The following is a 21,832-nucleotide window of genomic DNA, read 5'->3' on the forward strand; positions in this document are numbered from 1 at the left end:
AGCACTGCAGAAAGGCCCACCCCGCGGGGTGGGCCTTTCTGTCTGTCCCCGGCCCTTCAGACGCGCGTGGCGACACGGACCAGGTCGGCGAGAGCGCGGGAACGGCTGTGGGGTGGCCACGCGATCACCGTTGTCACGGTCGGTGCGTCCGGCACCGGGACAGCGGTCAGGCCTTCGAGCAGGTTGACGCGGCAGGACTCGGGCATGATCGCCGTGGTGCGCCCGAGTGCGATCAGCTGGAAGAGTTGCGTCTGGTTGTGTACCTCGGCGCCCGGTCCTTCGGGGTAGACGCCGTCGGGGCCGGGCCAGCGGGCGAGCGGGAGCTCCGGCAGGGAGTTGACCTCCGCCGTACGCAGCTGGGCCCGTCCGGCGAGGGGATGCGAGCTCGGCAGGATCGCGACCTGCCCCTCGGTGCTCAGCACCTCGGTGTCGAGCCCGGCCGTCGCCTCGAACGGCTGATGCAGCAGCGCCACATCGGCGCGGCCGTTGTGCAACATCTGCTGAGGCTGCGACTCGCACAGCAGCAGGTCGACGGTGACCGCACCCGGCTCGGCGGCGTAGGTGCCGAGCAGCTTCGCCAGCAACTCGCCCGACGTCCCGGTCTTGGTGGCCAGCACCAGCGAGGGCCTGCTCGTCGCGGCGTGCTGCGTGCGCCGCTCGGCCGCGGCCAGCGCGCCGAGGATCGCCCGTCCCTCGGCCAGCAGCACGGATCCGGCCTCGGTCAGCGTGACCCTGCGGCTGGTGCGTTCCAGCAGGGCGACGCCGAGCCGCTGCTCGAGCTGCGCGATCGTGCGGGACAGCGGCGGCTGGGCGATGTCCAGCCGGCGAGCAGCCCGCCCGAAATGCAACTCCTCGGCGACCGCAACGAAGTACCGCAACTCCCGCGTCTCCACCATCCCAGGCTACCGCCGGACCGATACCGGCCAGGTATTGATCCGCCGGTCCGGCGGTGTTGGTCCCGCGCCGACGCCCGGTCACGATCACGTGATGACCCCCGAAGAGCTGACACTCGTCTGCGCGGCCGAAGAACTCGAGATCGCGGCCCGGCGCTGGACCCCGATCTGGGTCGTCTGCGTCGGCGCTCACCCTTACGTCCGGTCCTGGTACCGCCGCGACACCGGCTGGTTCGCCCACGTCCTGAAGGCCGGCCGCGCGGCCGTCCGCGTTCCCGGCCTGCAGATCGACGTGACCGTGGAGGACATCGGTGCACTGCCGGCCGGGCTCCGCTCGGACATCGACGCCGCCTACCGCACCAAGTACGGCCGGTACGGCGCCGGAGGGGTCGGCCCGATGGTCACCGACGCGGCTGCGGCCACCACCCTCCGGCTCAGCTGAGTCATCGGCCGGAGGCGCCTGCCGCCTCGGCGAGGACGGTGGTGAGCCGGCGCAGCAGCCCCTCGATCTCTCCGCAGGCGTCGAACATGTCGGCTCGCTCGTCGATCTCGCCCGCGGACTCCCAGTCCCACTGGCCGTGGGCGACGTTCATGACGAACCAGAGGTGGTCGTTGTCGGGGTGGAGGAACAGGGCGCAGGCCCATTCCTTGACCAGCAGGGTCACGGGCTGGGTGGAGCAGGTCACCAGGCACTTGCAGCTCGCGCTGGTGTAGGCCAGCCGCAACGAGCCGGAATGGGCCGGGCAGTGGCAGTCGCAGAGCCGGTCCGGCCGGCGTGTCAGGTTCAAGGCGGTTCCCCTCGTCGGGCTGGGTGAGCTGGCCCGCTGATAGTGGCGAAAGAACGGCCGGCGTGCTCCAGGGCTGTGGACAGTCCAGCCGTTGTGGACAACGCCGCTGCCATGCGTGCGGGGTGGTAGGCGGGTTGGGAGTTCCGCCGGTTTTTCTGCCGGTCACGCCTGGTCCTCGGGTCGGGCGCGTCGTTACGGTTCCGGCTCGATCCGTTACGGCAAAGGGTGATGATGAGAGTTTCGCGGCGTGTTCTTCTGGCTGGTGCGGGCGGTCTGGCTGCGGCCGTTCCGTTGTCGGCGGTGGTCGCCGCGGCGGCTGATGTCCGTCCCGGCGCGGCCGTGCGCCGGGTTCCGCAGACGCAGCTGCACTCGCGGCCACGTGCTCGTGGCGGCGCGAAGGTGGGCACGGCGGCTTTCCCGCTCAGCCACGTCGGTCTGTCGTGGACCGGTGGTGCTGCGGCCGTGCGGCTGCGGACGCGGGACGGCTGGGGTGACTGGCAGCCGGCTCGGGGGTGTGCGCCCGCGGGTGGCGGCAGCGCGCTGGTGAATGCGCGTGACGCGATCGGTTACGAGGTGCAGGCCGACGGTGGGTCGGTGGCGGCTGTCGAGCTCAACACCGTGGACGGGCCGCTGCGTGCGGTGGCCGCGGCGCCCGGGGTGCTGCCGGCGGCGATCGTCGACGACGGGCCGCGGTACCTGTCGCGGGCGGCGTGGGGTGCCGAGGAGAGCCGGCGGATCACGACCACGCCGTTGTCGTTCTTTCCCGTTTCCGTGCTGACCGTGCATCACGAGGGCGGCACGTACGACCCCAGCCGCGAGGAGGCGCACGTTCGTGCCCTGTACGCGTACCAGACGACCCCGGCCGCGCAGGGTGGGTCCGGGCTGGACGATCTCGGGTATCACCTGCTGATCGGGGCCGCGGGCACGGTGTACGAGGGGCGCTGGTCCGGCACCGACCTCGTCCCGGTGTTCGGGCCGGGGGCGGGGCCGGACGGCGGGCCGCGGATGGTCAACGGCGGGCACCTGGCCGGGTTCAACGCCGGCAACGTGGGTGTCTGCCTGCTGGGCGACTACACCACCGCCGCGCCCGCGGAGTCGGTGTACCGGTCGCTGGCCGCCGTCCTGGCGACGCTGGCCGATGCGTGCCGGCTCGACCCCGCCGCCACCACGCGCTACGTGAACCCGGCGGACGTGGCGAACCCGGCGCGCACCGAGCCGCCGCGGAGCGCCACGATCCGTACCGTGACGAGCCACCGGGACTGGCACGCGGCGAACCCGGCGGCCGGGAGCACCGACTGCCCGGGTGCCGCGTTCCATCCCGGCATGGACCGCGTCCGTCAGGACGTCGCGGCGCTGATCACCACCATCTGAGGGGCGTGCCCCGAGGTCAGTGGGCCTCGGCGGCCGGCTCCGGCTTGCGGCGGTGGATCGTGAAGGTCATGACCACGACGACCAGCGCGCCGACGATGAGGCCGAGGATGGCGCTGGCGATCGTGTTGACGAGCCAGCCGACAACACCGCCGAGGGCGCCGGTAGCGTCGTGGGCTGCTTCCTCCAGGTGGTGCACGGCCTCGTAGAGGAAGTGCAGGCCCAGCTCGTCGGTGCCGACCAGCAGGATGTGGCCGCCGACCCACAGCATCGCCGCGGTGCCGATGATGGTCAGTGCGGTGAGGACGATGGGCATCGCCTTGACGAGGCCGCGGCCGAACTTCGCGATGGCGCCGGGGAGCTGGGCCAGGCGCAGACCCGCGTCGTCCATCTTGACGATCAGGGCGACCGCGCCGTACACGAGGACGGTCATGATCACCGCGACGACGGCGAGGATCGCCAGGCGGGACCAGAAAGGCTCGTCGATCACCTCGTTGAGGGTGATCACCATGATCTCCGCGGAGAGGATCAGGTCGGTGCGGACGGCGCCGGACACCAGGGTCTTCTCGTCCTTGGCGCCCTCGTCCTCGCCGTGGGCGTCGTGGTGGGCGATCTTCGCCCAGACCTTCTCGGCACCCTCGAAACAGAGGTAGGCGCCGCCGAGCATGAGGATCGGGGTGAGCAACCACGGGACGAACTGGCTGAGCAGCAGGATCGCCGGCAGGATGATCAGGAACTTGTTGCGCAGGGAGCCCAGGGCGATGCGCTTGATGATCGGCAGCTCGCGGTCGGCGGCGAGGTCCCGGACGTACTGCGGCGTGACGGCGGCGTCGTCGATGACCACACCCGCCGCCTTGGCGCCGGCCTTCGCGGCAGCCGCCCCGATGTCGTCGACGGACGCGGCGGCGGCGCGAGCCAGCACCGCCACGTCATCCAGCAGGGCTACGAGTCCACCGGCCAAGGCATGTCCTTCCAGAGGTCGGGCAATGTCCGCCCCATTGTCGCCTATGAGCTGCTAGTCGGCAGGTGGGTGTCCCGGCGCCCACTGCATGGCCGGGGCGGGCTTGCGCAACAGGTGATCGCGGACGCTGCGCGGCACGGTCAGGGTCAGCAGTGCGGCCAGGGAGAACAGCACGACGCCGATGCCCGCGAACGGGACCATGTCGTTCAGTGCGGTGATGAGCAGGAGCAGACCGCCGAAGAAGATCGTGAACGGCAGCAGCACGAGACTGACGACCCAGGCCCACGTCCGGCCGCGGCGCACCTGCCATGCGAGCACCAGGATGAAGAGCGCGAAGATCAGCACGATGGCGTTGAGGACCAGGAAGACCCCGCGGGCGCCGGTGCTCCAGCCGTTCTGGCCGAGGTTGGTCACCACGCCGTACGCGACCCGGCCGGCGCTGAACACACCGACGACCGCGAGCAGGCTGGCACCGGCCTCCAGCATCGGTGGCCTGTCAGCAGCGGAGTTGATCATTGCGGCATCGTAGGGCAGGGGGCAGCCGCGCGCTGCCCCCTGCCCTACGAGCGTTCAGGCGGGGATCTCGGCTGTGGCGGTGAGGACGGCGCGGCCGAGGACGTGGCCGAACATGGTGAAACCGAGGACCGCGGGGGTGGCGTCGGCGGGGATGCCGATGTTCTCGACGTCGAGGGCGTGCACGACGACGAAGTAGCGGTGCGGGCCGTGGCCGGCGGGCGGGGCGGCACCGACAAAGCGGGCCGCACCGGCGTCGCCGCGCAGCTGGAAGGCACCCTCGGGCAGGCCCGAGCCGGTGTCGTCGCCGGCGCCCTCGGGCAGGTCGGTGACCGTGGCGGGCAGGTCCGCGACGGCCCAGTGCCAGAAGCCGGAGCCGGTGGGGGCGTCCGGGTCGTACACGGTGACGGCGTAACCGCGGGTGCCGTCGGGGGCACCGGTCCAGGACAGCTGCGGGGAGATGTCCTTGCCGCCGGGAACGCCGAAGAGGCCGGACATCTGCTCGGCCGGCAGGACACCGCCGTCGGTGATCGTGCTGCTGGTGACGGTGAAGCTCGCGGCCTCGGGGAGCCGGGCGAAGGGATCGTTGAGTGTGGTCATGGGATCGACAGTAACAGCAATAATCGATTATCGGCCAAATGGTCTACGATGACGTGCGTGACGATGCTCTCCACCCAGGTCTACGCGGAGCTCCGGGACGCGATTCTGCGCGGTGACTTCGCGCCGGGTGACGCCCTCAAACCCCAGGAGCTGGCGCACCGGCACGGGGTGAGCCTCGCCGTGGTCCGCGAGGCCCTGACCCGGCTGGTCGGTGACGGCCTGGCCGACCGGCTCGTCAACCGCGGATTTGCCGTGCCGCTGCAGTCCGACCAGCGCTGGCAGGACATCGCCGAGGCCCGGCGCACCGTCGAGCCGGTGATGCTGCGGATGGCCATCGACCGTGGCGACCTCGACTGGGAGGCCCGCGTCCGGGCGGCGCACCACCGGCTGGCACGGACGCCACCGCTGCAGCCCGGCGAAGGACCGCACGTCAGTGCCGAGTGGTCCCGCGCGCATCACGACTTCCACCGGGCGCTGCTCGAGGGCTGCGGCAATCCGGTCTTGCTGGAGACCTTCGACCGGCTGTGGCTCGCCAGTGAGCTCAGCCGTCGCTGGTCGGGCGCCGGCAACCCGCACCGCGACTACCTCGAGGAGCATCGTCTGCTCGAAGAGGCTGCTCTGGCCCGTGACGCGGGCGCGGCGGCCGGCCTCCTCGAACGCCACGTGACCAGGACCGCCGCAGCGCTGGTCGCGGGGGAAGCGTCAGGACGGCCGGTCGGCTGAGGCTCGCAGCCGGTCGGCGAGAGCGATGACGCGGGCGCGGAGCTCCTCCGGGCGTTCGATGACAAACGGCAGGTCGAGCGCGGCGAGCACCCCGGGCAGCCAGTCGAGGCTCTCCGCCCGGATCTCCACCCGCGCCCAGCCGTCGGAGTCGCGGTCGCCCACCTCGGCGACGGTGGCCGGCAGCTGCCGGCGGATCTGGTCGAGTGTCCCCGCGACACGCAGGGTCACCTCGTGGCGGTACGCAGCACGGGCCATCGACGTGAGCACCCGTTCCGCAGGGTCGAGCCCGGCCGGCGGTACGAACGAGCCGGGCAGCACCCGCGCGTCCACGATGCGGTCGAGGCGGAACGTCCGGTCCTCACCGAGGCCGGTGTCGACCCCGGTGACGTACCAGCGGCCGGAGTGGTTCACCAGCCCGTACGCGTGCAGGGTGCGGCCGGGGCCGGCGGCGTACCGGATGAGGAGGGGCCGGTGGTGCCGGACGGCGTCGGCCACCGTGAGCAGGATCCCGGTCGCGGGGGTGGGTGTGTCGCGGGGCTCGCTGGTGAAGGCCAGCGTGGTGAGGACGGAGTCCAGCCGGTCGGCGAGGCGCGGTGGCAGCACCCGCCGGATCTTCGCGGCCGCTGTCTCGCTCGCCGTGCCCGTTGCGGTGGCGAGTCCGGCGCGGCGGCCGGCGATCAGGCCGAGCAGCACGGCCAGCGCCTCGTCGTCGCTGAGCATGAGCGGTGGCAGGCGGTGGCCGGCCGCGAGCCGATATCCGCCGTACCGGCCGCGGACCGACTCGACCGGGATGTCGAGGTCGATCAGGTGGCCGACGTAGCGCCGGACGGTGCGCGGCTCGACACCCAGGCGGCCGGCGAGCTCGGTCATCGTCCGGACGCCGCCGGACTGGAGAAGTTCCAGCAGCGTGAGCACCTGTGCCGTGGATCGCACCATGGTTCGAGACCCTAGCGAGAATACTGGACCATTTCTGACCAGTATTGGTTCTAGCGTCGATCCCGTCAGCAACCGACGATCAAGGAGCGACCCCATGAACCTCGTCTCGATCCGCATCATCACCGGTGACATCAAGCGGCTCGTCGGCTTCTACGAGCAGGTCACCGGCGTGCAGGCCGCCTGGGGGAACGAGGAGTTCGCCGAGCTGCGTACCGGGCAGGGGACGCTGGCGATCGGCAGCGAGCGCACGGTTCCGCTGTTTGCTCCCGGTGCCGCCCGGCCGGCCGACAACCACACCGCGATCATCGAGTTCCTGGTCGACGACGTGGACGCCCGGTACGAGGCGGTGCGCGGCATCGTGACGGACTTCGTCAACGAGCCGACCACGATGCCGTGGGGAAACCGCTCCCTGCTCTTCCGCGACCCCGACGGCAACCTGATCAACTTCTTCACGCCGGTGACCGCGGAGGCGCGGCTTCGTGCGGGCGCGACGATCTGACTTCACGGCGATGTTGCCGGCACATCACCTGGTAGGCGCCCCGGAGTCGGCCGGCACGGGTTGGGTGGCGACGTGCCCACCTCTCGTCGTACCTTCCTGGCCGGCGGCGCTGCTGCCGGTGTCGGTCTCACTGTTGCCGGTGCTGTCCCGTCCCTGGCGCAGGCCAGCCCGGGCCGCCCGCACCGGCCGGTCGCCAACGGCTCCGTGCCCTTCCCGCCGCTTGTCGACGACCCCGACGGCATCCTGGCCCTGCCCGAGGGTTTCAGCTACGCCGTCGTCACGCGGACCGGCGTCACCAAGCTCGACCGGGGCCAGGGCGTGACACCGTCCGACCACGACGGCATGGCGGCCTACGACGCCGGTCGCGGCCGGTACACGCTCATCCAGAACCACGAGATCGACCCGGGCGCCGAGTTCGGTGTGCCGCACATCAAGGGCACGGTGTACGACCCGGGCGCCGTCGACGCCGGCGGCTGCACGGTGATCACCACCGACCGGACCGGCCGCAACCTCGGCGAGTTCGTCGCCCTCTCCGGCACCGCGTCCAACTGCGCCGGTGGCCCGACCCCGTGGGGCACCTGGCTGACCTGCGAGGAGACCGAGGACCGCGCCGGTGACCGGTGGGAGGAAGGCGATCGGGCCGGCGTCTTCCAGAAGGACCACGGCTACGTCTTCGAGGTCCGGGCCGACGGCACCGCCGACCCGCGGCCGATCAAGTGCCTGGGCCGGTACGCCCACGAGGCCCTGGCCATCGACCGGGACCGCACGCACATCTACCTGTCCGAGGACGCCGACCAGCCCAACGGCCTCTTCTACCGGTGGACCGCACCGCGCGGCGTCAAGGTCGGCCCCGGCGTGCTCACCCGGCTCGCCCCGACCGCCGGTGTCCTCGCCGCCATGCAGATCATCATGGACGACGGATCCGTCCTGCCGGACGTCGCCTATCTGACCTCCGCCCAGCTCGGTCGGCCCTTCCCCGTCCGCTGGATCGACGTTCCCGAGCGCGACGCGAAGACCACTCCGGTACGCGAGCAGTTCGCGAACGACAAGGTCACGCGCGGTCGCAAGTTCGAAGGCGTGTGGGGCACCGACGAGGGCGTCTACGTCGTCAACTCGTACGCGTGGGAGGACGGCGAGCTGCCGGCCGACGCCGCCCCGCACGACGGCATGGTCTGGTTCTACAACTACAGCGCCGAGACGATCCAGCTGGTGACCTACTTCCCGCACCAGGCCACGGCCGAGGAGGGCGCGCCGGCGAAGTACACCGACCTGACCTTCGACGGCCCGGACAACGTGACCGTGACGCCGTGGGGGAGCCTCGTGCTCGCCGAGGACGGTGCCGGAGCATCGCACGTCCTGAGCTCGTTCCCGGGTGGCCCGACGTACGCCATCGCCCGCAACCAGCTCAACGACTCGGAGTTCTGCGGCCCGACGTTCACCGCCGACGGCAAGGTGCTCTTCGTCAACATGCAGGACCCCGGTCTCACCCTGGCCATCACCGGCCCGTGGCAGAAGTACCTGGGCTGACCGCTTCCGCGGTGGGTCAGCCGAGCCAGACGGCGGCGACCTCGGGTGCCACACGGTGGCCCTGAGCGATCGCCGCCTCGATGGCCGGCTCCCACCGCGTCGCGTCGAACGGGTTCGGTCCGAGTGCCGCCAGAGCCAGGTCGTCCGGGGCCACCAGGGCGACCTTCGACCGTTGCCGCAGACCGTCGATCTCGGCCGCCGGAGCACCACGCATCCGGACCGGGGCCAGCGGCGCCAGCACCACTACCCGCCGTGCCTCGGCGGCGAGGTCGGCGTTGGTCCCGGACCGGACCCCGCCGTCCATGTACGGCCTGCCGTCGATCGTCACCGCCGGGAAGATGCACGGCACCGCACAACTCGCCGCGACAGCACGGCGCAGCGACACCCCGGACGACCGGTCCCACACCACCGGCTCCCCGCTCCCGGCATCCACCGCCGTGATCAGGAGGCGTCGCTCGGGCCACTGCTGCACCGGCAACCGCCGCGCCAGCGACTCCACGTACGGCTCCTCCGCGATGACGTTCGCGCTCACGGCGAGAGCACCCACCGCCGCGCGGATCGCCGCCGGGTCGCGCTCCTCGTCGTTGAGCAGGGCGTACGCCTGCGCCCCGCGAGCCCAGTCGGGCCGGATCGGCGGATCGGAGGCGCCCAGCCGCGCCTCGAGCCGCTGCGCGTCGACCGGATCGACGCCGGCCGTGATCAGGGTGCCGGTCACCGAACCGGCCGACGTCCCGACAACCAGGCCGGCGTCCGTCAGATCGACGCCGGCCTCGCGCAGCCCGGTGATCAGACCCAGGTGCCAGGCAATTCCCGTGATGCCGCCGGCACCGAGCACAAGTGCGGTTTCCATGATCTAACCCTGACACGCCGTCCGGCGGTGGTGCCTCACACCAGGCCGCCCATCGCGGGATCACTGATGCTGTCTCGACCGTTCTCCAGGTGCCCCGCGTACTGCCTGCGCAGCGTCCGGCCGGAGATCGTCAGGTCGTACCAGCCGCGGGTGCGGGTGGTGCTCCACGTCCGGGTGGCCGACTGTCCCCGGCGCAGGGTCAGCCTGGTCTGCCGCCCCGTGTACGCGTCGAGGACGGTGACCTGCGCCGAACGGTCCCCGGGGTTCCGCAGCACCAGGGTGATCTTCTCGCCGGCGCTGTCGTCCAGGGCCGTGACGTCGATCTCGGTGTCGCGCGCCGCGCCCCCGAAGGCGCGGTGAAAGCCGTTGGGCCCGTGCACCGCGACGTCGTAGCCGTCCGCGGCGGCCCAGGTGCCGGTCAGCGTCTTGCCGGGCTCGACCGTGTAGGTGCGCGGCTCCTCGCCGTCCGCGGCGGACCGGGCCAGGAAGACCGCGGCAGCACGCCCGGTGTTGCGGAACGTCACGGTGAGCGTGTTGTTGTCGGCGGTGGCGTCGGCGTGCAGCGTGTACGGCAGGGCGCGCGCCGGGCGTACCCCCGGCTCCTGCTGTGGCACCTGCTGGTCGACCGGCGGGACCGGCGGCTCGTCGGGATGCCGGACCAGCTCCTCGGGCTGGAACTCCACCGTGCCCGGCAGTCGCACCGGCCGCCGGTTCGGTGCCCGGAAGTCGAAGGCGCCGGTGAGATCGCCGGTCACCGCGCGCCGCCACGGCGTGATGTTGGATTCGACGAGGTCGGCGTTCCCACCGGCGAAGCGCGCCTCCAGGAACCGGATCAGCGAGGTGTGGTCGAAGAGCTGAGAGTTGACCCAGCCGCCCCGCGACCACGGCGACACCACGATCATGGGCACGCGTACGCCCAGCCCGTACGGTCCGGCACCGTTCGCCGGGTCGCCGGGGTAGATCTCATGCGTGGTGGGAACCGTCGAAGCGCCCTGCGCAGCCGACACGGGCGGTGTCGGCGGCACGAGATGATCGAAGAAGCCACCGTCCTCGTCGTACGTGATGAACAGGGCCATCCTGCTCCACACCTCGGGATGGGCGGCCAGGATGTCGATGACCTGCGAGATGTACCAGGCGCCGTAGGACGGTTCCCAGTTCGGGTGCTCGGTGTAGGCCTCCGGTGCGACGATCCAGGACACCGACGGCAGCCGGCCCTGCTCGACGTCGGCGCGGAAGTCGCTCAGCAGCGCCAGCGGGTCACGGCCCAGGGCCTTGACCTCGGTGCCTCGCTTGGCCCTGTCCGCCAGCGGCTGACCCGGCGCGGCGTTCTGATACTGGTGGAAGTACAGCAGCGAGTTGTCGCCGTAGTTGCCGATGTACGGATCCCGCGTCCAGCCCCACGATCCCGCGGTGTTCAGGCCGTCGCCGATGTCCTGGTAGACCCGCCAGGAGACGCCGTTGCGCTCCAGCCGTTCCGGGTAGGTGGACCAGTCGTACCCGGCCTCGGCATTGTTGATCACTGGGCCGCCGCCGCGGCCGTCGTTGCCGACCCACCCCGACCACATGTGATAGCGGTTGGGGTCGGTGGGTCCGAGCAGCGAGCAGTGGTAGTTGTCGCACACGGTGAAGGCATCCGCCAGCGCGGACTGGTACGGCAGGTCCTTGCGCGTGTGGTAGGTCATCGTCGTGACGCCCTTGCTGGGCACCCACTGGTCGTACCGGCCGTTGTTCCAGGCCGCGTGGCCGTCGTTCCAGCCGTGCGGCGGGTCGGGCAGGTAGGTCTGGCCGAGGTCGGGCACCTCCGGCCGGAACGGCAACAGTTCTTTGCCGTCGGCCCCGGCCGGCTGGTGCCACACGCTGCGACCCGACGGCAGCCGGACCGGGTGCGGGTCGGCGAAGCCCCGCACACCGCGTAGGGTGCCGAAGTAGTGGTCGAACGAGCGGTTCTCCTGCATCAGGATGATGACGTGCTCGACATCGGCGATCGAACCGGTGCGGTTGTTCGCCGGGATGGCCAGAGCTTTGCTGAGGTCCAGCGGCAGCGCCGCGGCGGCGGCCGGCAGACCGGCCATTCTCAGGAACGTGCGGCGATCGACGGTACCCATGCCGGACCCTTCGGTGGCGTCAGTTGCTTCCTGCAAACGCAAGCTGACGTCCCGAACGCGGGCGGCGGCGAAATGGTGAGCGACATCGAAGCAAAGCGATGCCGACAACCTGACCCACGCCGTCGCCCGATCAGGCTGTCCGGCAGATCGGTGATCGCTGATACGGGGGCGTCAGGTCCAGTAGAGGATGCGGCAGGACGGCAGGCGGGTGGCGAGTTCGGTGTGGAAGAAGGTGCGCAGCTCGGCCATGGTGGCGGCCGGGTAGACGTACTTCACCGCGCCGAACTTGCCGTGTTTGCGGCTGCGGGACTCCTCGTCCATCTCCAGCTTGGTGCGGGGGTACCAGCCCAGCAGCACCTCCTTGCTGCCCGGGGTGAAGCGGTGGGTGATCAGCTCGGCGGTCAGGTCCAGGCCGGGGACGTCGCGGACCGCGTCGGCGATGCCGTCCAGCAGTTCGGTGTAGTGGTCGCGCCAGTCCGGGACGGCGATGATCGGGGCGATCGTGACGCCGACCGGGTAGCCGTCCCGGGCGAGGCGGCGCAGCGCGGCGAGGCGGTCCTCCAGGCGGCTGGTGCCGCCCTCGACCCGGGTGGTCACCGGCTTGCAGTTCACACTGAGCCGTACCCGGGTACGCCCGTGGTGCGGCAGCCCGACGAAGGTGTCCACGTCGTCGAACTTGGTGGTCCAGCGCAGTTGCACCGGGGCGTCCCAGGCGCCGAAGTGCTCGACCGCGCGCCGCCAGCTGCCGGTGAGGTGCTCCAGGGCCAGCGGGTCGGTGTAGCAGGACGCCTCGAACGTGGTGCCCTCGTCGCGGCGAGCGTCCCGCCGGCTGGTGATGGTGCCGCGACCTTCGTAGTCGGCCAGTCCGGCGAGGATGTCGTCGAGGTCGGCGTACACGCGGGTGACCGGTGGCCCGGACAGTGAGCCGGCGAGATAGCAGTACTGGCAGTGCGCCGGGCAGCCCTCGGCCAGGTCGAAACGCCAATCGGCGCTGGGTGCGATGGGCTGCAGTTTGCGGCGGGACGGCGGGCTGACCACGATCGCCATGGTGGCTTTGGCCCGGGCGTACGTTTCACGGTCGGTCTCGCCGCGCAGACCGGTGAGCCGGTTGCTGCGCAGGCGCTCGACCTCGATGCCCTGGCTCTCGACCAGTTCCATGATCCGCCGGCCGTGCGCGTGGTCGTAGGCGGCCGGGGTGGCCACCACCCGTTTCGGTGTCCATCGCCGGGCCGGGCGCGCGGGTGGCGCCACCGCCGCCAGGTCGTGGGTGGCGGCGGCCTCCCCGCTGGCGCTGTGGGGTGCTGCCGGTGCGGCGGGCGCCAGCGGCTGGTTCAGGTCGATCCCGGTGAGCGGCACCGCTGAGGACTACCCTGACCTGGACCGATCTACCGTGCGCCGGCAATTCGGTGGTCAGGGGCGGCTGCGCGGGCGAGCATGGTCGCCATGGCGAAGCCTCTGCAGGGTGGTCTGCCGCCGGTGGGGGCGGTGACCGGGCCCGTGGTGGAGATCGCCTGTGACGAGTCCGGCTTCTCCGGCACCAACCTGCTCGACCCGGTCACCCCGGTGATCACACACGCGAGTGTCGACCTGGGTGTGGGCGAGGCCGTTGCCCTGATCGACGAGCTGCGGTCGCGGTTCGGCTATTCACCGGACGAGCTCAAGTCGGGGCGGTTCCTGCGCGGCCCGTACGCGGGTGAGGCGCTGGACCGGTTTGTCGCAGCGTTGGACGGGCGGGCGCACGTGCACCTCGTCGACAAGGAGTTCTTCCTGGTCACCCGGCTGGTCGACCTGTTCCTGGCCGAGCCGTCCTACGGCGCCGGGACGAGCCTGACCGGGGACCAGCGGGCAGCGGCCCACACCCTGCACCGCGCCGGCCGCGCGGCCGGTCCGGCCTGGGACGCCTTCCTCGTGGCCTTCGTCGAGATGGTCCGGACCAAGCACCGCCGCCGGCCCGACCGCCGTTCCTTCGAGCTGTTCTTCCAAGCCAGGGACGCGCTGGCCGAGACCGCGCCGGCCTGGGAGGACGAGCTCGACCGCGCCCACGTGTGGCACGTCCTGAACCGTCTCTACGACGATCCGTCCGTGCCGCCGCCCCTGGAACCGCTGCTCCCGGCGCTGGCCGAGACGGTGCTGTTCTGGAGCGCCGGGCAGCGGCGGGTCCTGGTCTTCCACGACGAGCAGAGCGCCCTCACGGCGGGCAGGTTGCGGCGGCTGCAGCAGGCGCTCGCCGACGACACCGGGGTGTCGCCGCTGGCCGGCCTGGTGTCCGTCGACTCCCGCGACGATCCCCGGGTGCAGGTCGCCGACCTCCTCGCCGGGGTGGCCCGGCGGCTGCCGCGGACCGTCGGCTCCCTGAGCGACCAGCGGTGACAGACCCCGACCTGCACGGCATGCGCCTCGGCCAGGCGACCGTCAGCTGCCCGCCGACGGCCGTCCCTGACCGGTGAGCCGGATGGCGATCATGTGGCCCTCGTGGGCGTTCTTGCGGGCGCTCTCGTGGAAATCCGGTGCGGCGCAGGCGAAGAGCGTTGCACCGTCGTCCCCGCCGAGGGCGCAGGCGTAGACCGGGGTGCCCGGTTCGATCTCGTCGGTGATGGTCCCGTCGTCGAGCACGCGGACGAGACGGCTGCCGAGGGCGTCGGCGATCCACAGGCCGCCGTCCGCGTCGAGGCAGACGCCGTCGGGGGCGAGTGACAGCTCGGCCAGCGTGTCACCGAGGTTCCGGCTCTGCGGCAGCGGGCCGAAGGTCGCCCAGGGCCGCCGGTTGACGAGCTCGCCCTCGCTGGTGAGGTCGAACGCGGTGACACGGTTGCCGAACGTCTCCGCCACGACGAGCACGTTGCCGGCGGTGATGGCACTGCCGTTGGGGAACCAGAGGTCGTCGGCCACCTGCGTGACGGTTCCGTCGGGATCCACCCGGTGCAGGCCGGCGGTTCCCACCGGAGCGCCGCCCATCAGGTCGAAACCGAAGTTGCCGACGTACGCCCGGCCCTGAGCGTCGACGACCATGTCGTTGGTGTGCCCGGTGGCGTGGTTGCCCAGGTCGCCGTGGACGACCAGGGTGCCGTCCTCCTCGCGGCGCAGCAGCTTGCGGTCGCGCATCGAGACGACGAGCAGCCGGCCGTCGGGCAGCCAGCCCAGACCGGCGGGCTGCCCGGGGACGTCGGCCTCGACCCGGCGGTCCGAGCCGTCCGGGAGCATCGAGTGGACCTGCAGGCCGTAGAAGTCGGAGAACCAGAGCCGGCCCTCACGCCAGCGCGGTGCCTCCAGGAAGTGGAAGCCGTCGGCCACCGTCTTGATCTGTGTCATGTCCGTCTCCCCGGGCTCGGCTGATCTCGACGGTAATGAGCCCGGCCAGGATCGTCACCAGGCCGATCAGTCCGACTATCGGGGGAGCGGCGGCGACCAGCGGCACCGCGGCCAGCAGAACACCGGTGGTCACGAGGCGGGTGACTCCGAGCGAACGGTGCATCCGGGCCTGGAACAGCACGTGTCCGGCCAGGTAGACCGCCGCGCCGCCGAACAGTGCCGACGCGGAGAAATACCCCAGCGGTGTGCTCTCGCCCGCGTGGGCGACCACACCCTCGACACCCAGCGCGGCGAGCAGGATGCCGGCGATCAGCGGGAAGTGCCCGTACGTGTACGCCTCGACGGCCAGCCTGACTCTGCTCTCACCGGGTGCACCGGCGAGGCGTCGCTCGGCTCTTGTCGCGACCACGTCGAAGTACAGCCACCAGAAGCACACGGCGACACCCACGCCGAGGACGGCGACGACCACCAGCGACAGGCTGATCGGACGGCCCGCGGCGCCGACACCGATCGCGACGACCGACTCGCCCAGCGCCAGGATGACGAACAGCCCGTGCCGCTCGGTCAGATGGGTGGTGCTGTGCAGCCGCCAGTCCCCGTGCCGGGAGGTGAGATAGATGCCGGCCCAGTCCACCACGAGCGCCGGCGTGAACAGCAGCAGCTGGACCCACCCGCCGGCGAGCGCCCCGCCGATCAGCAGACCCGCACTGCCCAGCAGGGGGATCCAGGTCACCGTGATCTGACGTCGCAGCCCGGCGTCACCGGTCGCGGCCACGGCGTACACCGCGAGGTGCACCCACCGCACCAGCAGGTACGCCGACACGAGCACGACGGGCCCGCGCAGGCCGCCGGGCGCGTCGTGCCACGCCTCCGGAATGGTCAGGGCGACCACGAACATCGCCGCCATCGCCACGACCATCCCGGCCCGCAACGGACCCCGGTCGGCGCGCGAATGGTTGCCCAGCCACGTGTACCCGGACCACGTCCCCCACAGCAGCGCCACCATCAGCAGCCCCTGCACCACGCCGGACACGCTGTGCTCGTGGGCCAGGTAACCGATGATCTGCGTGGTCGCGAAGACGTACACGAGGTCGAAGAACAGCTCGAGCGGCGTGGCGCGATGGTCCTCGCCGGCGGGGTGCACACCCCGCGGTAATCGATCCACCGGGCAACTCCTCAGGCGGGGGAGAGAGCCGGCACGCGGGGGCGGCGGCAGAAGTAGACGAAGGCCGGCGGCAGGTTCGCCCACACCGTCCGGCCGGTGACGACCTCCTCGAACCGGTCGTTCAGCGAACCCCGCAGGCGGCGGGCCGGCGAAGCCCAGCGGCTGAACGTGTACCCGAAGGTCGTGAACACCCCGCCCGGGGCGAGGACACCGGTGACCGCGTCCAGCAGGTCGTCCTGCCGGTGCGGTGCGAACGCCACCCACGGCAGCCCGCTGACGATCACGTCCGCCCGCTGGTGCCCGCGGTCCGCCAGCACCTCACGGAGGTGGCGGGCGTCGGCCACGGCCACGTCGAGCCGCGGATAGCGTGCGGCCAGCGGGCGGGCGAAGCGCTCGTTGACCTCGACGGCGAGGTGGTGCCCGCGGCCGGTGAGCCGGTGCTGGACGGCGGCGGTGAACGCTCCCGTGCCCGGCCCGAGCTCGACGACCACCGGTGCGCCCTCCCGCGGTACGGGTGAGGTGATCACGGTGGCCAGCGAAGCGCTGCTCGGCGCGATGGCGGCGACCGTGAACGGGTCGCGCAGGAACTCCCGCAGGAACGTGCCCCTCATCGCCCGGTTTCCAGGGTGCGGGCGAGCCATTCGGTACGCGTACGGCGCGCCGCCTCGGACAGGCCTGCCTGCGGGAAGAGCGCGTCGAAGCCGTGGAACCCGCCGGCCCAGACGTGCAGGTCGGCGCGTCCGCCCGCCGCCCAGATCCGGGACGCGTACTCGACGTCCTCGTCGCGGAAGACCTCGGCCGTGCCGGCGTCGACGTAGGTCGGCGGCAGGTTCGAGAGGTCGTCGGCCACGGCCGGTGAGGCGTACCCGGAGACGGCCCGGCCGGGGTTGTCGCCGAGCACCGATTCCCAGCCGAACGCGTTCATCTCGCGGCTCCACACGCCCGGCCCGCCGGCGAACTGCTCGCTGGAGGTGGTGGCGTTGCGGTGGTCGAGCATGGGACAGATCAGCAGCTGGGCGGCGATCTCCGGGGTGCCTTGGTCGCGGGCCATCAGGGTGAGCCCGGCGGCCAGACCACCACCGGCGCTGATGCCGGCGACCACGATGCGGGCGGGGTCGATGCCGAGTTCGGCGGCGTTCGCGGCGATCCACCGCAGGCCCTGGTAGCCGTCGTCGACCAGGGTCGTGCCGGTGACTTCGGGCGCCAGGCGGTAGTCGATGGTGACGACCACGGCGCCGAACCGGTCGAGCCATTCCAGGGGGATGTCGAGCTGTGAGAAACGGTCGCCCATCACCATTCCGCCGCCGTGCAACCAATAGACACAGGGCGCCCCGGGTACGCGGTCAGCGGCCGCCGGGCTGAAGATCGACAGGGGGAGTGGTGTGCCGTCGGACGCGGGGACGGTGACCTCGCGGCGCTCGACGGTGCGTCCTTCGAGGAGCGGCTCCACGGGCACGTGCGAGTAGGGGCGGATCTGGGCGAGCATGTCGCGGTCTAGCGCGGGTACGGGCGGCAGGCCGGCGAGCAGCGCGCCGAGCTCGGGATCGAACGGGGGCCGGACCGTGGTCATGAACAGGTTCCTGTCGTCGGAGGAGGGGGAGCTCAGAGGGCGGCTTTACCGCCGACAGGGACCTCGTCGGTGTAGACCGACTCACCGGCGAGCAGCGGCTGGAGCTGCGCGACCAGGGCCTGCGCCTCGGCGGTGGCGAAGAACGCGCTGTGCGCCTCCGGTGTCGTCCAGCCCTCGGTGACGTGCACGACGTCGCTGTCCGAGGCCGACCGGCCGACCAGGAAGACGACGCAGTCCTCGTTCTTCAGCGACGGCGCCGCGAGCAGCAGGCGGATCAGCTCGTCACCCCGGCCCGGCTGCGCGGTCATGGTGGCGTGGAAGCCGTGGTCGATGGTCATGAAAGGTCTCCTCGCCCGGGCGCAGCCCTCCCGCCGGTACCGGCCAGGGAATGATCGACTTGCCCACAGCCGGGGAGGCTAATGGCGAAAAACCCGCGATCGGGCCTGCGGGCAGGATCGAGCAAGAGGTCGCCAGTTTCGGACGATCTCAGCCCGCTGCGGCCGTCCGGGTGCGCCGGTGGAAGCGGCCCGCGTCGCGGCTGGGCGGACCGCCGAACTGCCGCCGGTAGTCGCGGCTGAACTGCGACGGGCTCTCGTACCCGACACGGCGGCTGACACCGGCGATGTCGGTGGGGTCGGCGGCCAGCAGGAGCCGGGCGTGCTGCAGGCGGATCTGCTTCTGGAACTGGATGGGACTCATCGCGGTCACGGCCTGGAAGTTGCGATGGAACGCGGAGACGCTCATGCCCGCCAGCTGCGCGACGTCCTCGACCCGGAACGCCTGCGCGTAGTGGTCGCGGATCCACTGCACCGCACGGGCGACGTGACTCAGATTGCTGTCCGGCAGGCCGAACTGCCGCAGCATCGCCCCCTGGTCACCGGTGATCAGCCGCCAGAGGATCTCGCGCTTGATCAGCGGCGCCAGCACGGCGATGTCCCGGGGCTGGTCCAGCAGCCGGACGAGCCGGGTGAAGGCCTCGATCAGGTCGGTGGAGGCGGTGCTGACGGCCAGACCCGGCGGGGTGTCCGGCCCGGCCGCGGGCAGGTCACCCGGACCCGCCTGCAGCACGATCTCCGCGATGGCGGACGGGTGCAGATTGAGCCCCACACCGAGCCCGGGCAGGCCCGGAGCGGCCTCACTGAAGTACGCCGTCACGGGCAGGTCCACGGAAGCGACGAGGAACTGCCCGGCCCGGTACTCGTACAGGCGGTCGCCGAGCGCGAACCTTTTGGTGCCCTGGGCGACCAGAGCCAGGACCTTCCCGTACGTGGTCGGCCGGGGCGGGAACGGGCGGTCGGCCCGGAAGATGAGCACATCCTCGATCGGTGTGCTGACGTCGGGCCGCGCATGGCGGGCGAGCAGACCACGGAGTTCGTCGAGGGGCATGGGGTCGATTGAAGCACCCGCCGGCCGGGTGCCGCATCGAGCGGCGCCCGGCCGGGTCAGTGCACACTCAGCGTTCGCACCTCCAGCTGATGGCGCCGGAGCTGCCGTCGAACGGCAGGCCGACAACAACGCCGGTGTCCGAGACCGCGATCGGCTCGCCCTTGACGTCGTCGTCGGCGAGCTGCAGTTCGACGTTGGCGTCGTCGCGCATGATCGTGCCGGCCGAGGCGATCCACCCCGAGGCGTTGATGCTGTTGCCGGGGGCGTCGACGGCCACCTCGGTCACCTCACCCGTCTTGAGGTTCCAGCGGGCGACCGCACCGGCGGGCCACAGGTTCCCGGTGGCCCAGTCGCCCCTGGCCTCGTACACGGAACCGTTCTGGCCCTGGGGGTTCTCGAGCTTGGTGCCCTTGCCCTGCGGGGTCCAGACGTAGGAATTCAGGTCCGAGATCTGCGAGCCCTTGGCCAGGACACCGACGATCCGGTCGTCGTCGAGGATGCTGCGGGCCTCGGCGCCGAGGGGCAGCGGCAGCTTGGTGGCCGTCTGCGCGCCGGCTTTCCAGAGCATGACGGCGTCGATGCGATTGCCGGCGGTGCTCTGACGGGTGGCGTTGGCGACGATGTCACCGGCCGTGTTGATCTCGGCCGATTCGAAGGTCCACTTGCCCGTGAGCGGGGTCAGCTTGTGCGGGACACCCCCGGTGTAACGGATGACGGCGTCGGCCCACTTGTCCTTGGGGCCGGCGATGGCCGCCACCACACCGTCGGCGTTGACCGCGGACGCCGAGACCCAGTCACCCAGTTTGGGCAGGGCCTGCGGGGTGCCGTCGGTCCACAGGATCGCCTGGGAGTCACCGACACCGGCCACCTTGCCCTCTGGGGTGTCGAGCTCACTCATGCGTACGTCGTTCCCGACGATGTACCGGCCGCTCGTGTCCACCGCCACGGGCTGCACCGTGGTCATCCCCGCCGGCACCGCCAGCATCTTCCCGGCACACCGCACGGTCGGCAGCCCCGGAACCGCCGTCGGCTCCCGCGGCCCCTCCGCCGACGCGCTGGACGCCGGCTCGTCACCGATCGGGTTCGTCGTCCCGCCGCCGCCGGGGTTGAGCAGCACCGACGGCACCCCGACCAGCAACCCGGTCGCCAGCGCCACCCCGCAGGCAGCCCGCACCGTGCGCCGCTGCAGGACCCGCTTGCGCCCCTGGGCGACCAGCGTCTCCACCCGCAGCCCGGTCGGGGGCACGTCGACGGCGTCCAGCCGGTCCCGCAGGTCGTTCTCGCTGATCATGATGCGTCCCTCATTCCCTGTACGGTGCCGACGTGGCCTTCCTGGTGAAGCGCCGCTCGCAGAGTCGCCAGCCCCCGCGCACACTGGCTCTTGACGTTGCCCACGGAGCACTTGAGTGCCTCCGCGGTGGCTTCGACCGACAGATCGCCGAAGTAGCGCAGCACCACGACGGCCCGCTGCCCCTTCGGCAACGCCCGCAACGCTGTGATCAGCTCTTCCCGCTCGGCGAGCCCGTGATCCGCCGAGTCGGCGGTGGCCGCCTGCACCGGGGCGTCACTCAGACGGACGCGTGACCAGCGCAGCCGCCGCTCGTCCAGGTAACGCCGGACCAGGATGGTGTGCACGTACGCGTCGACGTTGTCAGCCGCGGTGACCCGCTTCCACTGCACGTAGAGCGACGTCAGCGTCGCCTGGACGATGTCGTCCGCCCGGTGCGCGTCACCGCAGAGCATGTACGCCGTGCGGTGCAGGCTGTGCAATCGCCCGCTGACGTACTCGATGTATTCCCGTTCCTGCTCGGGCCGCATCCCGCTCCCTTCACCGGCCGCATTCACTCCTCAGTCGCGCCCGGCCGTCAGAAGGGTTGCACGCGTCGTCACGCGGGTTCGGAAAACGGTGCGTCCACCGGGCTTCGCCCACTGTTCATCCCGATCAGCAGGTGGCCACCGGCCGTCTTCACCACACTGGGAGCAACAAAATCGCGACGAAAGGTGACGGCGATGATCGTCGCAGAGGTGGTTGTCCTCCTGCTGTTCGGAACCACGACCTGGCTTGCGCAGGACAGATCGCCCACACGGCACGAGAAGCGGCGTAACCGGCTGACAGTGGGGGCGCTGGCCCTGAGCGCCGCTGTTGTCGTGAGCGCCGCTGTCGGTGTCGCGTTGACCTGGTCGTGACGAGCGCCCGTCCGAGGCCGCGGGTCAGTCGGCCCGGTCGGCCGGGGGGAGTTCGAGGGCGCTGCTCATCCGGCTGACGTACTGCGCGGCGAGCGCCACGCTGTCGGCGGCGAGGGTCAGCCGGTGGCCGGCGCCGATCGGGCGGCCCGCCGAGAGGTGACCGCGGATGCGCTCGAACGCGGCGATGTGGTCGTCGACGGTGGCGAGCACGAAGACCGAGAGGTCCACGGCCGGGGCCGGTAGCGGTCGGGTTTCCATGGCGGCGGCTCCCTGGGCGGCGTGCGGTGCCCGATCATCGTCGGTCATCGCGGGAGCTGCGGGTGCACTTATCGAGCTTTGTCGGGTGAAGCCCGACCAGGCAGGTCAGCCCGGCAGGGGCCGCACGGCCTGGAGTGACAGGTGAGGTCGCCGGGTGGGGGCGGAGCGTCGGTGAGGCGTACGGGAAAGGTTCT

Annotated in this window: 25 protein-coding genes; 7 read left to right on the top strand and 18 right to left on the bottom strand. The window is 71.4% G+C overall.

Annotated features, from left to right (window positions below; translation table 11 throughout):
* Nucleotides 1–56: 56 nt before the first annotated feature.
* Nucleotides 57–893, bottom strand: coding sequence for a LysR family transcriptional regulator (locus AFR_RS15230; RefSeq protein ID WP_041842234.1), 837 nt, complete (start codon nt 891–893; stop codon nt 57–59).
* 94 nt (nt 894–987) lie between these two features.
* Between AFR_RS15230 and AFR_RS15235 the strand changes: the two genes are divergently transcribed.
* Nucleotides 988–1,335, top strand: coding sequence for a DUF2255 family protein (locus AFR_RS15235; RefSeq protein WP_023361371.1), 348 nt, complete (start codon nt 988–990; stop codon nt 1,333–1,335).
* Between the two features lies 1 nt (nt 1,336).
* Here AFR_RS15235 and AFR_RS15240 read toward each other — a convergent pair whose 3' ends face one another.
* Nucleotides 1,337–1,681, bottom strand: coding sequence for a hypothetical protein (locus AFR_RS15240; protein ID WP_023361372.1), 345 nt, complete (start codon nt 1,679–1,681; stop codon nt 1,337–1,339).
* Between the two features lie 231 nt (nt 1,682–1,912).
* Between AFR_RS15240 and AFR_RS15245 the strand changes: the two genes are divergently transcribed.
* Nucleotides 1,913–3,052, top strand: coding sequence for an N-acetylmuramoyl-L-alanine amidase (locus AFR_RS15245; RefSeq protein WP_158510547.1), 1,140 nt, complete (start codon nt 1,913–1,915; stop codon nt 3,050–3,052).
* 16 nt (nt 3,053–3,068) lie between these two features.
* Here AFR_RS15245 and AFR_RS15250 read toward each other — a convergent pair whose 3' ends face one another.
* The 3 genes from AFR_RS15250 to AFR_RS15260 are packed head-to-tail and all read right to left on the bottom strand — an operon-like array spanning nt 3,069 to nt 5,123.
* Complete coding sequence (locus tag AFR_RS15250) at nt 3,069–4,010, bottom strand: DUF808 domain-containing protein (RefSeq protein WP_023361374.1); 942 nt, start codon at nt 4,008–4,010, stop codon at nt 3,069–3,071.
* Between the two features lie 54 nt (nt 4,011–4,064).
* Nucleotides 4,065–4,526: a hypothetical protein gene (locus AFR_RS15255; RefSeq protein ID WP_023361375.1), complete on the bottom strand. Its 462-nt coding sequence runs from the start codon at nt 4,524–4,526 to the stop codon at nt 4,065–4,067.
* 54 nt (nt 4,527–4,580) lie between these two features.
* Entirely contained in the window at nt 4,581–5,123 is a 543-nt protein-coding gene (locus tag AFR_RS15260; RefSeq protein WP_023361376.1) for a YbhB/YbcL family Raf kinase inhibitor-like protein, read from the bottom strand.
* Between the two features lie 63 nt (nt 5,124–5,186).
* Here AFR_RS15260 and AFR_RS15265 point away from each other — a divergent pair, with 63 nt between their 5' ends.
* Complete coding sequence (locus AFR_RS15265) at nt 5,187–5,846, top strand: GntR family transcriptional regulator (RefSeq protein ID WP_041842236.1); 660 nt, start codon at nt 5,187–5,189, stop codon at nt 5,844–5,846.
* On the opposite strand, the gene AFR_RS15270 is transcribed toward AFR_RS15265, so the two are convergent.
* The gene (locus AFR_RS15270) at nt 5,826–6,782 is read right to left on the bottom strand and encodes a helix-turn-helix transcriptional regulator (RefSeq protein WP_023361378.1); all 957 of its coding nucleotides are present in this window, start codon (nt 6,780–6,782) and stop codon (nt 5,826–5,828) included. The two genes, AFR_RS15265 and AFR_RS15270, sit on opposite strands and share 21 nt — an antisense overlap.
* Before the next feature lie 94 nt (nt 6,783–6,876).
* Between AFR_RS15270 and AFR_RS15275 the strand changes: the two genes are divergently transcribed.
* Together AFR_RS15275 and AFR_RS15280 are read left to right on the top strand one after the other, a co-directional pair.
* On the top strand, nt 6,877–7,281 hold the full coding sequence (locus AFR_RS15275) for a VOC family protein (protein WP_023361379.1): 405 nt from the start codon (nt 6,877–6,879) through the stop codon (nt 7,279–7,281).
* 72 nt (nt 7,282–7,353) lie between these two features.
* Complete coding sequence (locus tag AFR_RS15280) at nt 7,354–8,808, top strand: alkaline phosphatase PhoX (RefSeq protein ID WP_041840888.1); 1,455 nt, start codon at nt 7,354–7,356, stop codon at nt 8,806–8,808.
* A 16-nt stretch (nt 8,809–8,824) separates the two neighbouring features.
* On the opposite strand, the gene AFR_RS15285 is transcribed toward AFR_RS15280, so the two are convergent.
* The 3 genes from AFR_RS15285 to AFR_RS15295 all read right to left on the bottom strand — a co-directional run bounded on the left by AFR_RS15285 (nt 8,825) and on the right by AFR_RS15295 (nt 13,119).
* Entirely contained in the window at nt 8,825–9,658 is an 834-nt protein-coding gene (locus AFR_RS15285; RefSeq protein ID WP_023361381.1) for a patatin-like phospholipase family protein, read from the bottom strand.
* Nucleotides 9,659–9,693: 35 nt separating this feature from the next.
* Nucleotides 9,694–11,763, bottom strand: coding sequence for a phosphocholine-specific phospholipase C (locus tag AFR_RS15290; RefSeq protein ID WP_023361382.1), 2,070 nt, complete (start codon nt 11,761–11,763; stop codon nt 9,694–9,696).
* 171 nt (nt 11,764–11,934) lie between these two features.
* Nucleotides 11,935–13,119, bottom strand: coding sequence for a spore photoproduct lyase family protein (locus AFR_RS15295; RefSeq protein WP_023361383.1), 1,185 nt, complete (start codon nt 13,117–13,119; stop codon nt 11,935–11,937).
* 87 nt (nt 13,120–13,206) lie between these two features.
* Here AFR_RS15295 and AFR_RS15300 point away from each other — a divergent pair, with 87 nt between their 5' ends.
* A complete protein-coding gene (locus AFR_RS15300) occupies nt 13,207–14,133 on the top strand; it encodes a hypothetical protein (protein ID WP_023361384.1) in 927 nt (308 codons plus the stop codon).
* Between the two features lie 42 nt (nt 14,134–14,175).
* Here AFR_RS15300 and AFR_RS15305 read toward each other — a convergent pair whose 3' ends face one another.
* The 8 genes from AFR_RS15305 to AFR_RS15340 all read right to left on the bottom strand — a co-directional run bounded on the left by AFR_RS15305 (nt 14,176) and on the right by AFR_RS15340 (nt 21,011).
* Nucleotides 14,176–15,072, bottom strand: coding sequence for an SMP-30/gluconolactonase/LRE family protein (locus tag AFR_RS15305; RefSeq protein WP_023361385.1), 897 nt, complete (start codon nt 15,070–15,072; stop codon nt 14,176–14,178).
* Nucleotides 15,011–16,237, bottom strand: coding sequence for a low temperature requirement protein A (locus AFR_RS15310; RefSeq protein ID WP_158510548.1), 1,227 nt, complete (start codon nt 16,235–16,237; stop codon nt 15,011–15,013). The genes AFR_RS15305 and AFR_RS15310 overlap by 62 nt, the downstream gene beginning before the upstream one ends.
* Nucleotides 16,238–16,248: 11 nt before the next feature.
* Nucleotides 16,249–16,848, bottom strand: coding sequence for a class I SAM-dependent methyltransferase (locus AFR_RS15315; RefSeq protein WP_023361387.1), 600 nt, complete (start codon nt 16,846–16,848; stop codon nt 16,249–16,251).
* The gene (locus tag AFR_RS15320; protein ID WP_023361388.1) at nt 16,845–17,807 is read right to left on the bottom strand and encodes an alpha/beta hydrolase; all 963 of its coding nucleotides are present in this window, start codon (nt 17,805–17,807) and stop codon (nt 16,845–16,847) included. The genes AFR_RS15315 and AFR_RS15320 overlap by 4 nt, the downstream gene beginning before the upstream one ends.
* A 32-nt stretch (nt 17,808–17,839) precedes the next feature.
* Nucleotides 17,840–18,145 carry a putative quinol monooxygenase gene (locus tag AFR_RS15325; RefSeq protein WP_023361389.1) on the bottom strand — a complete coding sequence of 102 codons (306 nt, stop codon included), beginning with the start codon at nt 18,143–18,145 and terminating at the stop codon, nt 17,840–17,842.
* A gap of 148 nt (nt 18,146–18,293) precedes the next feature.
* Nucleotides 18,294–19,193, bottom strand: a complete 900-nt coding sequence (locus AFR_RS15330) for an AraC family transcriptional regulator (RefSeq protein ID WP_023361390.1) — start codon at nt 19,191–19,193, stop codon at nt 18,294–18,296.
* 67 nt (nt 19,194–19,260) lie between these two features.
* Nucleotides 19,261–20,484: a hypothetical protein gene (locus tag AFR_RS15335; protein WP_023361391.1), complete on the bottom strand. Its 1,224-nt coding sequence runs from the start codon at nt 20,482–20,484 to the stop codon at nt 19,261–19,263.
* A complete protein-coding gene (locus tag AFR_RS15340; protein WP_023361392.1) occupies nt 20,481–21,011 on the bottom strand; it encodes a SigE family RNA polymerase sigma factor in 531 nt (176 codons plus the stop codon). The genes AFR_RS15335 and AFR_RS15340 overlap by 4 nt, the downstream gene beginning before the upstream one ends.
* A gap of 192 nt (nt 21,012–21,203) precedes the next feature.
* Here AFR_RS15340 and AFR_RS46765 point away from each other — a divergent pair, with 192 nt between their 5' ends.
* The gene (locus tag AFR_RS46765; RefSeq protein ID WP_158510549.1) at nt 21,204–21,380 is read left to right on the top strand and encodes a hypothetical protein; all 177 of its coding nucleotides are present in this window, start codon (nt 21,204–21,206) and stop codon (nt 21,378–21,380) included.
* Nucleotides 21,381–21,404: 24 nt separating this feature from the next.
* Here AFR_RS46765 and AFR_RS15345 read toward each other — a convergent pair whose 3' ends face one another.
* Nucleotides 21,405–21,638 (bottom strand): hypothetical protein, encoded by a 234-nt coding sequence (locus tag AFR_RS15345; protein ID WP_148307967.1) that lies wholly within the window; start codon nt 21,636–21,638, stop codon nt 21,405–21,407.
* Nucleotides 21,639–21,832 lie beyond the last annotated feature (194 nt).

Origin of the sequence: Amorphoplanes friuliensis DSM 7358 (genome assembly GCF_000494755.1) — a bacterium.
Classification (GTDB): domain Bacteria; phylum Actinomycetota; class Actinomycetes; order Mycobacteriales; family Micromonosporaceae; genus Actinoplanes; species Actinoplanes friuliensis.